Origin of the sequence: Streptomyces sp. NPDC026589 (assembly GCF_040638385.1) — a bacterium.
Classification (GTDB): Bacteria; Actinomycetota; Actinomycetes; order Streptomycetales; family Streptomycetaceae; genus Streptomyces.
In genome coordinates this window covers 61,026-73,969 of record NZ_JBEZYG010000018.1, presented here as the reverse complement: position 1 = coordinate 73,969, position 12,944 = coordinate 61,026, and the positions used below count along the sequence as shown (strand labels likewise).

Annotated in this window: 10 protein-coding genes; 2 read left to right on the top strand and 8 right to left on the bottom strand. The window is 72.2% G+C overall.

Going from position 1 to position 12,944, the window contains the following annotated elements; genetic code table 11:
- Positions 1-47: 47 nt before the first annotated feature.
- The 7 genes from AB0F29_RS28075 to mce all read right to left on the bottom strand — a co-directional run bounded on the left by AB0F29_RS28075 (position 48) and on the right by mce (position 9,683).
- Entirely contained in the window at positions 48-899 is an 852-nt protein-coding gene (locus tag AB0F29_RS28075; RefSeq protein ID WP_361877438.1) for an ABC transporter permease subunit, read from the bottom strand.
- Positions 896-2,032 carry an ABC transporter ATP-binding protein gene (locus AB0F29_RS28070; RefSeq protein ID WP_361877436.1) on the bottom strand — a complete coding sequence of 379 codons (1,137 nt, stop codon included), beginning with the start codon at positions 2,030-2,032 and terminating at the stop codon, positions 896-898. Before AB0F29_RS28070 ends, AB0F29_RS28075 begins: the two co-directional genes overlap by 4 nt.
- Positions 2,033-2,162: 130 nt before the next feature.
- Positions 2,163-2,942: an ABC transporter permease subunit gene (locus tag AB0F29_RS28065; protein ID WP_361877432.1), complete on the bottom strand. Its 780-nt coding sequence runs from the start codon at positions 2,940-2,942 to the stop codon at positions 2,163-2,165.
- Between the two features lie 5 nt (positions 2,943-2,947).
- Complete coding sequence (locus AB0F29_RS28060) at positions 2,948-3,952, bottom strand: ABC transporter ATP-binding protein (RefSeq protein ID WP_361877429.1); 1,005 nt, start codon at positions 3,950-3,952, stop codon at positions 2,948-2,950.
- Between the two features lie 84 nt (positions 3,953-4,036).
- Positions 4,037-4,975, bottom strand: coding sequence for a cellulose-binding protein (locus AB0F29_RS28055; protein WP_018958966.1), 939 nt, complete (start codon positions 4,973-4,975; stop codon positions 4,037-4,039).
- A gap of 186 nt (positions 4,976-5,161) precedes the next feature.
- Complete coding sequence (scy, locus tag AB0F29_RS28050) at positions 5,162-9,055, bottom strand: polarized growth protein Scy (RefSeq protein WP_361877425.1); 3,894 nt, start codon at positions 9,053-9,055, stop codon at positions 5,162-5,164.
- Between the two features lie 199 nt (positions 9,056-9,254).
- Entirely contained in the window at positions 9,255-9,683 is a 429-nt protein-coding gene (gene mce, locus AB0F29_RS28045) for a methylmalonyl-CoA epimerase (RefSeq protein ID WP_361877422.1), read from the bottom strand.
- A 164-nt stretch (positions 9,684-9,847) separates the two neighbouring features.
- Between mce and AB0F29_RS28040 the strand changes: the two genes are divergently transcribed.
- Together AB0F29_RS28040 and meaB are read left to right on the top strand one after the other, a co-directional pair.
- The gene (locus AB0F29_RS28040) at positions 9,848-11,023 is read left to right on the top strand and encodes an acetyl-CoA C-acetyltransferase (RefSeq protein ID WP_361877646.1); all 1,176 of its coding nucleotides are present in this window, start codon (positions 9,848-9,850) and stop codon (positions 11,021-11,023) included.
- Positions 11,024-11,063: 40 nt separating this feature from the next.
- Positions 11,064-12,032: a methylmalonyl Co-A mutase-associated GTPase MeaB gene (gene meaB, locus AB0F29_RS28035; protein WP_361877419.1), complete on the top strand. Its 969-nt coding sequence runs from the start codon at positions 11,064-11,066 to the stop codon at positions 12,030-12,032.
- Between the two features lie 82 nt (positions 12,033-12,114).
- Here meaB and AB0F29_RS28030 read toward each other — a convergent pair whose 3' ends face one another.
- Positions 12,115-12,858, bottom strand: a complete 744-nt coding sequence (locus AB0F29_RS28030) for a PepSY domain-containing protein (protein WP_361877416.1) — start codon at positions 12,856-12,858, stop codon at positions 12,115-12,117.
- Between the last annotated feature and the right edge of the window lie 86 nt (positions 12,859-12,944).

Sequence of the window (12,944 nt, the reverse complement as noted above, 5' to 3'; positions counted from 1 at the left end):
GCGATCCCCTTGGGCCCCGCTCGGTCCCGCCGGCCCCGCCCGGTCCCTCAGACGTCGCGCCGGTTCAGTATTGCGACGGCCCCGCCCAGAGCCGCGGCGGCCAGGCCCAGCATCAGCAGCAGCGGCTCCCAGCCGGTCGGACCGGTAGTGGTCATCGTCGTGCCGTATATCCCGCCGATCTGGTTGGGGATCGAGTAGTCGATCAGGAAGCGCTGGAGGCCCCGCAGGCTGTCGTCGAACATGAACAGCGCGAGGACCAGGGGCGCCAGCACCACGCCGATCATGATGGTGATCGCACCCGCCGAGTGCCGCACGATCGCGCCGACACCGAGCGACAGCAGGCCGAGGGCCGCGAGATAGAGCCCGACACCGGCCGTGGCGAGCGCCCAGTCGCCGCCCGACGCGGCGGGGCCGTCCAGGATCAGGGTCTGGAGCCCCGCCACGACCGCGGCGGTCACCGTCGTGACGGCGAAGGACAGCGCGGCGAAGACGATCGCCTTCGCCGCGAGCACCCGGCCCCGGCTCGGACAGGCCGTCAGCGTCGTACGGATCATGCCGGTGCTGTACTCGGACCCGATGGTCAGCACACCGAGCGTGATCACACAGATCGAGCCCAGCAGCACCCCGAAGAAGCCGAGGGCCAGGACCGGCTCGTCCGGCATACCGCCGCCGCTGTCCGCCGCCAGCAGCAGCGCGGTGCCCGGCCCGACCGTCACCATCAGCGCGATCATCACGCCGAGCGTCCAGATCGTGGCGCGCACGGAACGGATCTTGGTCCACTCCGAGGCGACCGCGTCGCCGAGGGTGGCGGGCCGGATCGGGATCGGCGACTCGTAGGAGGCCGGCGGGGCGGCGTCCGGCGCCTGCTGGTGGGCCCGCTGGGTGGCCGGCGTCGTCATCGGAGGTCCTCGCTCGTCTGCTCTCCGGCCGCGGCGGCGGAAGAGGGCTCGGCTTCGGGGGCGGGCGCCGCGGGTGCGGGGCCCCGGCCCGGAGCGGGCGGCGGCGGGGCGTACCAGCCCTCCTGCGGCACCGCCACCGGCTCGGGGTACACGAAGCTGTCGGCGCTCCCGTGGGCGTCCTGGGGGAGCGGCTCCACGAGCCCCGCCTTGGCGTCGTCCGTCGAGCGGTAGTCCACCAGGCCCTGCGTGAGGCGCATGTACGCCTCCTCCAGGGATGCCTGGTGCGGCGACAGCTCCCAGAGCCGTACGTCGCAGCCGTGGGCCAGGTCGCTGATCCGCGGCAGCGGCAGCCCGGTGACCCGCAGCGCGCCGCCCGGCTCCGTCATGACCCGGCCGCCCGCCTCGATGAGCGAGGCCGTCAGCTTCTGCCGCTCCTCGGGGCCGCCGTCCGGCACCCGGACCCGGGCGAAGTCGGCGGAGTTGGCGGAGATGAAGTCCGTGACGCTCATGTCGGAGAGCAGCCGGCCGCGCCCGATCACGATCAGATGGTCGGCGGTGAGGGCCATCTCGCTCATCAGGTGGGACGAGACGAAGACCGTACGGCCCTCGGAGGCCAGCATCTTCATCAGATTGCGGACCCAGTGGATGCCCTCCGGGTCGAGACCGTTGACCGGCTCGTCGAACAGCAGCACCTGCGGATCGCCGAGCAGCGCCGCCGCGATCCCGAGCCGCTGCCCCATCCCGAGCGAGAAGCCCCTGGAGCGCTGTTTGGCGACGTCCTGGAGGCCGACGACGCCCAGCACCTCGTCGACCCGGGCCGCCGGGATGCCGGCCAGCTGGGCCAGGGACAGCAGGTGGTTGCGGGCGGTGCGTCCGCCGTGCACGCCCTTGGCGTCCAGCAGGGCGCCCACCTGGCGCGGGGCGTTCGGCAGGTCGCGGTAGGGGTGGCCGCCGATCGTCACATGACCCGCGGTGGGGCGGTCCAGGCCGAGGATCATGCGCATGGTCGTGGACTTGCCCGACCCGTTCGGACCGAGGAACCCGGTGACAGCCCCCGGCCGCACCTGGAAGGAAAGGTCGTCCACGGCCGTCTTCGCGCCGTAGCGCTTGGTCAGGCCGACTGCCTCGATCATTCTCCAGCCCCATCGACTCACTCTGTCGTTCGGGGCTCGGGCCACCCGGCCGCGCACCCCCGTAAGAGTTAGGAGGATAACCAGGCGGTGACGGTTCCGGCCAAGTTGCGCACAGCGTGCGAGCGGACCGTTACGCGTCCCGCTTCTTCAGGACGAGGAAGCCGCCGAGCACCGCCGCCAGTACCCAGAGCACCATGATGCCAAGACCCGCCCAGGGGCCGTACGGGGCCGGGTCGCTGTTCAACGCGTCCGGAACGACCTGCATGATCTTCGACCCGGCCTGGTCGGGGAAGTACCGGGCGACGCTCTTGGCGCCCGGCACCGCCGCGAGGATCTGCGAGACCAGGAAGAAGAACGGCATCAGGATGCCGAGCGACAGCATGGAACTGCGCAGCATCGCCGCGACCCCCATGGAGAAGATCGCGATCAGCCCCATGTAGAGCCCGCCGCCGACGACCGCGCGCAGCACGTTCTCCGCGCCGATGTCGGTGCCCCGGTCGCCGAGCATGGCCTGGCTCAGGAAGAAGGAGACGAAGCTGGTGAGCAGCCCCACGACGAGGGCCAGCCCGCCGGCCACCGTGATCTTGCTGAGGAGGAAGGTCCCGCGCTGGGGCACCGCCGCCAGCGAGGTGCGGATCATGCCGGAGCTGTACTCGGTGCCGACCACGAGGACTCCGAACACCACCATCGCGAGCTGGCCGAGAACGGTCCCGGAGAAGCTGACGAAGGTCGGGTCGAACGTGGCCTGCTCAGCCTCCGAGAGGTCGTCGAACGTGGCGTTCAGCAGGGCGCTCAGCGCCGCGCCCATCACGACTGTGACGGCGAACGCGGCGATGAGGGTCCAGGTCGTCGACGCGACCGACCGGATCTTGGTCCATTCCGAGGTGAGAACCGCGGGTACCGATGCCATGGTCGTCACGCCCCCTTGCCGTCGGTGTCGTCGGTGCCCCCGGGCTTGTTCCAGCTCTCGCCCCAGCCGGCTCCCACCGCGGGCGGCTCGGCCGCCGGGTCCCGTTCGGAATGGGCGTGGTACTCCACCGAACCGGCGGTCATCTGCATGAACGCCTCCTCCAGGGAGGCCCGCTGGGAACTCAGCTCGTGCAGCACCAGCTGGTGCCGGGCGGCCAGCTCACCCAACTCCTCGGTGGTGGCGCCGTCGATCTCCAGGACGCCGCCCGCCGTCTCGACGGCGGTGAAGCCCTCCTGGTGCAGCACGTCGCGCAGCCGCTCCTGCTGCGGGGAGCGCAGCCGCGCGTAACTGCGGGAGTTCTCGTGGATGAAGTCCGCCATCGAGGTATCGGCGAGCAGCTTGCCCTGGCCGATCACGATCAAATGGTCGGCGGTCAGCGCCATTTCGCTCATCAGATGGGACGAGACGAAGATCGTCCGGCCCTCCGACGCGAGCGCCTTCATCAGATTGCGGATCCAGTGGATGCCCTCGGGGTCCAGTCCGTTGACCGGCTCGTCGAACATCAGGATCTCGGGATCGCCGAGCAGCGCGGACGCGATGCCGAGCCGCTGGCCCATGCCGAGGGAGAACCCCTTGGACTTCTTCCTCGCCACCGCGCTCAGGCCGACCATGTCGAGCACCTCGTCCACCCGGCTGCTCGGGATGCGGTTGCTCTGCGCGAGGCACAGCAGGTTGTTGTACGCGCTGCGGCCGCCGTGCATCGCCTTGGCGTCGAGGAGCGCCCCGATGTACTTCAGCGGCTCCTGGAGTTCGCGGTAGTGCTTGCCGTCGATGCGCACCGTACCGCTGGTCGGGTTGTCGAGATCGAGCATCATCCGCATCGTGGTGGACTTGCCCGCCCCGTTCGGGCCGAGGAAGCCGGTCACGATGCCCGGTCTTACCTGACACGACAGATGATCGACGGCGATCTTGCTGCCGAACCGTTTGGTGAGTCCCTCGAGCTCGATCATGCGTTCACGCTAGAACGCCCGAGCGCCCGGCGCCACCACAAGGGCGGAACCGGGCGCACACGGGGGTACTACACGCGCCGGGGGTCAGCGGGTCTGCTGGGCCGGGACACCGCGGGTGGCGGGCTCGTCCTCCACCGGGGAGCCGGCGGCGGCCACGGCGGCGCCGGTCAGCGTCGCCAGCATCTCACGGACGTTGGTCAGCTGCGCGTTGATCGAGTCGCGGCGGTTGGTGAGCGCCGCCAGCTCGCGCTCCGACTCGCTGCGGATCCGGTCGGCCTTGGCGTTGGCGTCGGCGACGATGTCCTCGGCCTGGCGCTGGGCGGTCTCCACCGTCTGGCGGGCCCGGCGCTCGGCGTCCGTGCGGAGCTTCTCGGCCTCCAGGCGGAGCTGCTCGGCGCGGTGCTCGATCTCGGCGAGACGCTTCTCGGCCTTGGCCTGGCGGGACGCGAGGTCGCGCTCCGACTGCTCGCGGCGCTTGGCGAGGTTGGTCTCGAAGTCGGCCGCGGCCTGGGCGGCCTTGGCGCGGGTCTCCTCGAAGAGGGCGTCGGCCTCCTCGCGCTTCTGCTGGGCGTCCTTCTGGGCGTCGGTGCGGAGCGTGTTCGCCTCGCCCTGGGCCTTCTCGACGATGCGGACGCCCTCGTCCTCGGCCTTCGCCTTGCGCTCGGCGGCGAACGACTCGGCGTCGTTGCGCACCTGCTGGGCCGCCGACTCGGCGAGCTCCCGGTGCTGCTCGGCCGCGCGGCGGGCCTCCTCGCGCAGGTCCTTGGCCTCCTCCTCGGCGAGGCGGAGAATCTTCTCGACACGGGCGCCGAGACCGGCGTACGACGGCTCGGCGTCGTTTACCTGGGCCTGGGCGTTCTGCGTCTCGAGGTGCAGCTCCTCGATGCGCTTTTCCAGAGAGGTGATTCGGGCCAGTGCACTATCACGGTCGGCGACGAGCTTGGTGATGCGGTCGTCCACCTGACCGCGGTCGTAGCCTCGTCGCACGAGCTCGAAGCCGAAGGGGGAGGAAGGGTCACTCATGAGGTTCCTGTCGAATGAGACCGGTGAGGTGATAGGGGGAATCCTAGGGGCCATGGCGGCGTGTCAGCGTGAAGATGCCGGTTTGATCTGGAGAATGACACCCCTTTTGAGTGGCTGACCCCAGGAGTGCTTGCCACTCAGAGGGTTGAATGTCCATGACGAAGCACGGCGCGCATCGCGGATCGACTACCGCTCGGACGACTTGCCCCCCGACCGAGTGCCCGCCGCCGCCGGAGCCTTGGCACCTCCCGCGGAACCGCCGCCCGGCTTCCCGCCCCCGGTCGGAGCCTCGAAAGACTCCAACGCCTCCAGCACGTCCTGGACACGGGAGATCTCCGCATTGATGTCCTCGCGCCTGCGCACCAGGACGTCCAGCTCGCGCTTGCCCTCGTCGACCGTCTGCTTGGCCTCGGCCTCGGCGTCGGCGCGCAGCTTCTCCGCCTCGCGGATCAGCAGGGCCTTCTTGGTCTCGGCCTCCTTCAGCAGCGACTCGGCCCGTTTCACCGCGGCGATACGGACCTTGCTCGCCTCCGAATTGGCCTGAGCCATCAGCTCCTTGGCCTTCGCCTCGGCCTCGTCGCGCTGCTCGGTCGCCGCCTTCATCAGGTTGTCGACACGCTCGCCGGCGGTCTTCATCTGCTCGGACGTCTCCCGGCGGGCCCGCTCGTGCAGCTCCTCGATCTCGCTCTCCAGCCGGGCCCGCAGCTCCTCGGCCCGCTCCCGGATCGCCGTCGCGTCGCGCCGTGCGCCGACCAGCAGTTCGTCGGCGTCGGTACGGGCGCGCTCGACCAGGGTGTTGCCCTCGACGGTCGCCTCCGAGGTGATGCGCACGGCCTCCTTGCGGGCCGCGCCGACCATCGTGTCGGCCTGCCCCTCGGCCTCGGTGGCCGTACGCAGAGCCTCTTCCCGCGCCTTGTTGATGAGCTGGTCCGCCTGCTCGGCCGCGTCCGCCCGGCGCTTGGCCGCCGCCTCGCGGGCCTCGTCCAGCAGCCGGTCCGCCTCCTGGCGGGCCTCCGAGCGCATCTCCTCGGCCGCCGACTCCGCCTCCGCGTGCAGCCGTGCCGCCTCCTCGCGGGTGCGGGCCGCGTGCTCCTGCGCGGAGCCGAGCCGCTCCGCCGCCTCCGCGCGCAGCCGCTCGGACTCGCTGGTCGCCTCGGCCAGCATCCGGTCCGCCTGCTCCGTGGACTCGGCCCGGCGGCGGTTGGCCTCCGTGGTGGCCTCGACGACGAGCTGCTCGGAGGCCTGGGCCGCCTCGTTGCGGACGCGTTCGCTCTCGTTGGCCGACTCGGCCATCAGCCGGTCCGACTGGGCCGCCGCCTCCGAACGGATCCGGTTGGCGTCCTGCCGGGCCTCGGCACGGGCCTTCGACGCGTCCTGCTCCGCCGACGCCAGCGCGTCGGACGCCTCGGTGCGCATCCGCTGGCTGTACTCGGAGGTGTCCGCGCGCAGCCGCTCCGACTCGCCGATCGCGTCGGAGACCGTCCGCTCGGCCAGCGCCTTCGCGGCGTCGGTCTCCTCCTCGGCCTCCCGCCGGAGACGGGCCGCCTCCTCGTTCGCCTCGCGGCGCAGCCGGGCCGCGTCCTCGGCGGCCCGTTCCCGCTCCGCGTGCGCGTCGGAGCGGACCCGGTCCGCCTCCTCCTGCGCCTCGCTCCTGGTGCGTTCCGCGACGTGCTCCGCAGTCGAGCGCAGCCCGGCGATCTCCTCCTCGGCCTGCTCCTGCAGGCCCGCGACGGAGTCCCGTACCTGCTGGGCCGTCTGCTCGGCCGCAGTGACCAGCTCGGTCGCCCGGGCGTCCGCCTCCTCGACCAGCCGATGCGCCTCGGCCTGGGCCTCCTCGACCCGCTTGCGGGCGGAGGCGAGCAGCTCCTCGCTCTGCTCGCGGGCCCGCTCGCGCTCCTGCTCCGCCTCGGTCCGGGCCGCGCCGAGGATCTCCTCGGCCTCCCGGCGGCGGCGCGTGGCCTCCTCCTGGGCGGCGCTCAGCGCCTCGGCGGCCTCGGCGGCGATCCGCTCGGCGGCGGCCGCGGCCTCCGCGCGCACCCGGTCGGCGCTCTCCTGTGCCTCGGACCTGAGCCGTTCCGCCTCGGCGGTGGCCTCACCGCGCAGCCGTACAGCGATGTTCTCGCCCTCGGCACGGGCCTTGGCGGCGTCGGCCGCCGCCTCGTCGCGCAGCCGCTCGGCCTCCGCCCCGGCCTGCTCGGTCAGCGCCCGTACGCGCTCGGCGGCCTCGGCGCGCTGCCGCTCCGCCTCCTCGTTCGTCTCGCGGCGGATCCGCTCGGCCTGGGTCCGGGCCTCGCCGAGCGCCTCCTCGGCCGCGGCGAGCCGGGAATCGGCCTCGGTGTGCAGCCGGGTCAGCTCGTCGGCGGCCTCGGCCTGCCGGGCGGCGACACCGCGCTCGGTCTCCTCGCGCAGCTCGGTCGCGGCCCGCTCGGCCTCCTCCGTGACGGCCGCCGCCTGCTCCTCGGCCTCGGCCCGCAGCCGGTCGGCCTCGGCCCGGGTGCGCTCCAGCGTCTCCTCGGCCTGCTTGCGCAGGGTCGCGGCCCGCTCGGCGGCCTCGGCGCGGATGCGCTCGCTCTCGCCGTTCGCCTTGGTGCGCAGCTCGTCCGAGTCGGAGCGTGCCTCGGTCAGCAGCTCCTCGGCGGTGCGGGCGCCCTCCTCCAGCTGCTGGACCGCCTCGCGGCGGGCCTCGCCCCGGATCCGCTCGCCCTCGGCGACCGCCTCTGAGCGCAGCGTCTCGGCCTCGCCGCGCAATCGGCGGGCCTCCTCCTGGAGCTCGACCGTCTTGGCCCGGTACTCCTTGGTGTCGTCCTTCGCCGCGCCCTTGAGCTCGTCGGCCTGCTCGGCGGCCTCGCCGCGCAGCCGGTCCGCCTCGGCCTCCGCCTCGCGGCGGATCCGCTCGGCCTCCTCGCCCGCCGCCCTCGTCGTCGACCTAGCGTCCTCGGAGGCCTTGGCGAGCACCTCCTCGGCGCTGCGGGCCGCCTTCGCCAGCTGGGCGGCGGCGTCCTCGGCGGCGACCGTACGGGCCTTCTCGCCCGCCTCGGCGAGCAGCCGCTCCGCTTCGGCGCGGGCGTCGACGAGCGCCTGTTCGGCCTCTTCCTTGAGCGCCTCGGTGTTCTTGGTGGCCTCGCCGACCAGCCGGGCGATCTCCGACCTGGCCGTACGGGTGCGCTGTTCGTTCTGCGACTCGGCGGCGGCCAACTGCTTGGCGGCGGCGTCCTTCGCCTCGGCGAGGAGCTTCTCCGCCTCCAGACGGGACTCGCGCAGCCGGGTCTCGGCCTCCGAGAGGCGCTGCTCGGCGGACCGGTTCAGCTCGGCGGTCTGCCGGCGGGTCTGGGAGGTCTCCGCGGTGGTGCTGGAGCGCAGCTGCTCCGCGTGGCTGGTGGCCTCCTGCGCCTGGGCGGAGGCGGCCCCGAGGAGCCGCTCGGCGTCCTTGCGGGCGCGCAGCAGGATCGCTTCGGCCTCGGCCCTGGCGGTCTCGGTCTCCGAGCCGGCCCGCCGACGGGTCTCCTCGGCCAGCCGGGCGGCCTCGTCGCGGGCGGCGGCCAGCGCCTGTTCGGCCTCGGCGCGGGACTCCTCCAGCAGCCGGCGGGCCTGCGACTCGGTGCGGGCGCGCAGCTGTTCGGCCCAGGCGACGTTCTCGTTGACGTGCGACTCGACGGTCTGGCGGCGCTCCGCCAGCTCCTGGTCGAGCCGCTGCCTGCGCTGGACGGCCTCGGTGTGCAACTCGGCCTGCAGGCGAGCCTGGTGCTCGGCGTGCTCCTGGAGGATCCGCTGCGTCTGCGCACGGGCCTCGCGCAGCTCGCGCTCGGCGTCGCCGCGCATCTGCTCGGCCTGGGCCTGCGCGTTTCGCAGCATCTGCTCGGTCTGGTAGCCGATGTCCGCGCTGTCGTAGGCGGGACGGGTCGCGAGATTGCGCCGGGCCTCGTGCAGCTTGGCACGCAAGACCTCGACCTGGTAGCCGAGGTCCTCGGCGTGCTGGACGGCCTTCTCCCGGTCGGTCTTCAGCCGGTCCATCTCGGCTTCGAACCGCGAGAGATGGTCGTCTTCAGCGAGGTGGCTCTCCTGGCGTTCGTAGCCCCGCACTGCGCGGTCCCATCCTTCCCCGAGCTCAACTTAGTTCGAGCGGGGGAGACCCCTACCCTGGTCGCGACTCTCCGCACGAGCTGCTCGCCGGCGTGAGTCCCCCGGGGAATGGTGACAGACGAACGACGAGGACGCGGCACGGCCCCGAACCCGGCCCCGGCCCGGAACCGCCCACTCTACCGGGCCGGGTATGCGGTGGTCAGTGCTCCGCCCGGCTCGTGACCAGTTCGGTCAGGACACCGTGGCAGTCCTTGGGGTGCAGGAACGTGATCCGGGACCCCATCGACCCCGTCCTGGGCTCGTCGTACAGCACCCGGACGCCCTTCTCACGGATGCTCGCGGCGTCCCCGTCCACATCCTCCGTACCGAAGGCGATGTGGTGCACGCCCTCCCCGTTCTTCGCCAGCCACTTGCCGACGGCCGAGTCCTCCCGGGTGGGCTCCAGCAGCTGGAGGTAGGAGGCCCCGCCGTCCGAGGTCCCGTTGATCCTGAGCATCGCCTCCCGGACGCCCTGCTCCTCGTTGATCTCGGAGTGGTACACCTCGAAGCCGTACGTGGCCCGGTAGAACTCGACCGTCCTGTCCAGGTCGAAACAGGCGATCCCGATGTGGTCGATTCGCGTCAGCATGGATCCAGTGCAGCGCCACCGCCATGGTTACGCAACGTGCGCGCCGTCACACCGGTTGCCGGATGACGGGCGCGGTACCTCTCAGTACATTCAGGTAAACCCTCGTTCACATCCGATCCCAAGGGGCCGTGCCCATGCCAGCAACGACCGGTACCACCACCTCAGTGATCGTCGCGGGCGCCCGGACGCCCATGGGCCGCCTCCTCGGCTCCCTCAAGAGCTTCTCCGGCGCCGACCTCGGCGGGTTCGCCATCAAGGCCGCCCTGGACCGGGCCGGCATCGGCGGTGACCAGGTCCAGTACGTGATCATGGGTCAGGTGCTCACGGCCGGCGCGGGCCAGATGCCCGCCCGGCAGGCCGCGGTCAAGGCCGGGATCCCGATGAACGTCCCCGCGCTCACCGTCAACAAGGTGTGTCTGTCCGGGCTCGACGCCATCGCGCTGGCCGACCAGCTCATCCGCGCCGGGGAGTTCGACGTGGTGGTCGCGGGCGGTCAGGAGTCCATGACCAACGCCCCGCACCTGCTCCCCAAGTCCCGTGAGGGCCACAAGTACGGCGCGATCGGGATGCTGGACTCGATGGCGCACGACGGGCTCACCGACGCGTACGAGAACATCCCGATGGGAGAGTCCACCGAGAAGCACAACGGCCGCCTCGGGCTCGACCGCGCCGCCCAGGACGCGATCGGCGCGCAGTCCCACCAGCGGGCCGCCGCCGCCCGGAAGAACGGCCTCTTCGAGGCGGAGATCACCCCGGTCGAGATCCCGCAGCGCAAGGGCGACCCGGTCCTGTTCTCGCAGGACGAGGGCATCCGCGCCGAGACGACCGCGGAGACCCTCGGCAAGCTGCGCCCGGCCTTCGCCAAGGACGGGACGATCACCGCAGGCACCTCCTCGCAGATCTCCGACGGCGCCGCCGCGGTCGTCGTGATGAGCAAGGCGAAGGCGGAGGAGCTGGGCCTCGACTGGATCGCTGAGATCGGCGCCCACGGAAACGTCGCGGGCCCCGACAACTCCCTCCAGTCGCAGCCCTCGAACGCCATCCGGCACGCCCTGAAGAAGGACGGCCTCGGCGTCGAGGACCTCGACCTGATCGAGATCAACGAGGCGTTCGCGGCCGTCGCCGTCCAGTCCATGAAGGACCTGGGCGTCACCTCGGACAAGGTCAACGTCAACGGCGGCGCCATCGCGCTCGGCCACCCCATCGGCATGTCCGGCGCCCGGATCGTCCTGCACCTGGCCCTGGAGCTGAAGCGGCGCGGCGGCGGCACCGGCGCGGCCGCGCTGTGCGGCGGCGGCGGTCAGGGCGACGCGCTGATCATCCGCGTTCCGGGCAAGTAGTACCCGTACGGATTCCGGGCAGGGCAAGGCGAACGGAGCGGTGAACGTGGACGTGGATGTCCCCACGCTGGTCGAGCAGGCGCGAGCAGGCAGGCCGCGTGCGGTGGCCCGGCTGATCTCGCTGGTGGAGGGGGCGTCCCCGCAGCTGCGGGAGGTGATGGCCGCGCTGGCGCCGCTGGCGGGCCACGCCTACGTCGTCGGGCTCACGGGCTCGCCGGGCGTCGGCAAGTCCACCTCCACCTCGGCCCTGGTCTCCGCCTACCGCCGGGCGGGCAAGCGGGTCGGCGTCCTCGCCGTCGACCCGTCCTCCCCGTTCTCCGGCGGGGCGCTGCTGGGCGACCGGATCCGGATGGCGGACCACGTCTCCGACCCGGGCGTCTACATCCGCTCGATGGCGACCCGGGGCCACCTGGGCGGCCTCGCCTGGTCCGCGCCGCAGGCCATCCGGGTGCTCGACGCGGCGGGCTGCGACGTGATCCTCGTCGAGACGGTCGGCGTCGGCCAGTCCGAGGTGGAGATCGCCTCCCAGGCCGACACCTCCGTCGTGCTGCTCGCCCCGGGCATGGGCGACGGCATCCAGGCGGCCAAGGCCGGGATTCTGGAGATCGGCGACGTCTACGTGGTCAACAAGGCGGACCGGGACGGCGCGGACGCCACCGCCCGCGAGCTGAACCACATGCTGGGCCTGGGGGAGGCCCGGGGCCCCGGCGACTGGCGCCCCCCGATCGTGAAGACGGTCGCCGCCCGGGGCCAGGGCACGGACGAGGTCGTCGAGGCCCTGGAGAAGCACCGGGCGTGGATGGAGGAGCACGGCGTGCTGGCCGAGCGCCGCACCGCCCGCGCCGCGCACGAGGTCGAGACGATCGCCGTCACCGCGCTCCGCGAGAAGATCGCCGACCTGCGCGGCGACCGCCGGCTGCACGCTCTGGCCGAGCGCATCGTGGCGGGGACCCTGGACCCGTACGCGGCGGCAGATGAGCTGGTGGCGGGGCTGACGGGAAGCTCCTGAGCGACACGACGAAGACCCTCGGAACGGCGTGTGCCGCTCCGAGGGCCTCCTCCTGGTTCACGTGTGCCCGCCAGGGCTCCCGTCAGCTGTCGTCGCCGTCCCGGTCATCCCGGTCGTCGCCGCGGTCGTCGTCCTTGTCGTCCGCGCGGTCGTCCCGGTCGTCGTCGCCGTCGTCGTCGTGGTCCACGGTGACCTTGCCGGTCTTCGCGTCGACGCTCAGCTCGTGCTGCTTGCCGTCCTTGCCCGTGATGTCGATGTCCCAGCGCAGGACGTTGCCCCGGTTGTTGTCGTCATCGTCATCGTCGTCGTCCAGGTCGATCGACGTGACGCTGCCCGGCGCGGTCTTCAGAGCCGCGTCCACCGCCTCGTTCAGGGTGACGGCGGAGGAGCGGGGCGCGTGGCGGTCGCGGTCGTCGTTGTCGTCGTCGCGCGTCTTCAGGACCTTGCCGTTGCCGGCGTCCACCGTCACGTCGTGCCACTTCTTGTCGGAACCGCGGACGTCCAGCTCCCAGACCGCGCGGTCGTTGTCGTCGTCGTCATCGTCCAGCTCGGCCTCGGTGACCGTGCCCGGGACGCTCTTCAGGGCGGCGGCGACGGCCTGGTCGAGGGTGACCCGGGTGCTCTTCGCGGCGGCCGGGGCCCGGTCGTCGGAAGCGTCGTCCGTGCGGTCGTCGGAGTCGTTGTCGTCGGCGAGGCTCACGGCGCTCACGCTCGCGGCGGGCGTACGGCCGCCGTCACCGTCGTCCGCGAAGGCGACGGTGGCGGCGGTGGTGCCGCCGATGAGCACGGCCGCGGTGATCGCCGCGATGGTGACGTTGCGCTTCATGAGGGTTCCTCCCGAGAGCTGCTGCTGTTCGACGTGACCCACACTGCCGGGAGGTAGCTGAACGCAACCTGAAGCCACCTGAAGGC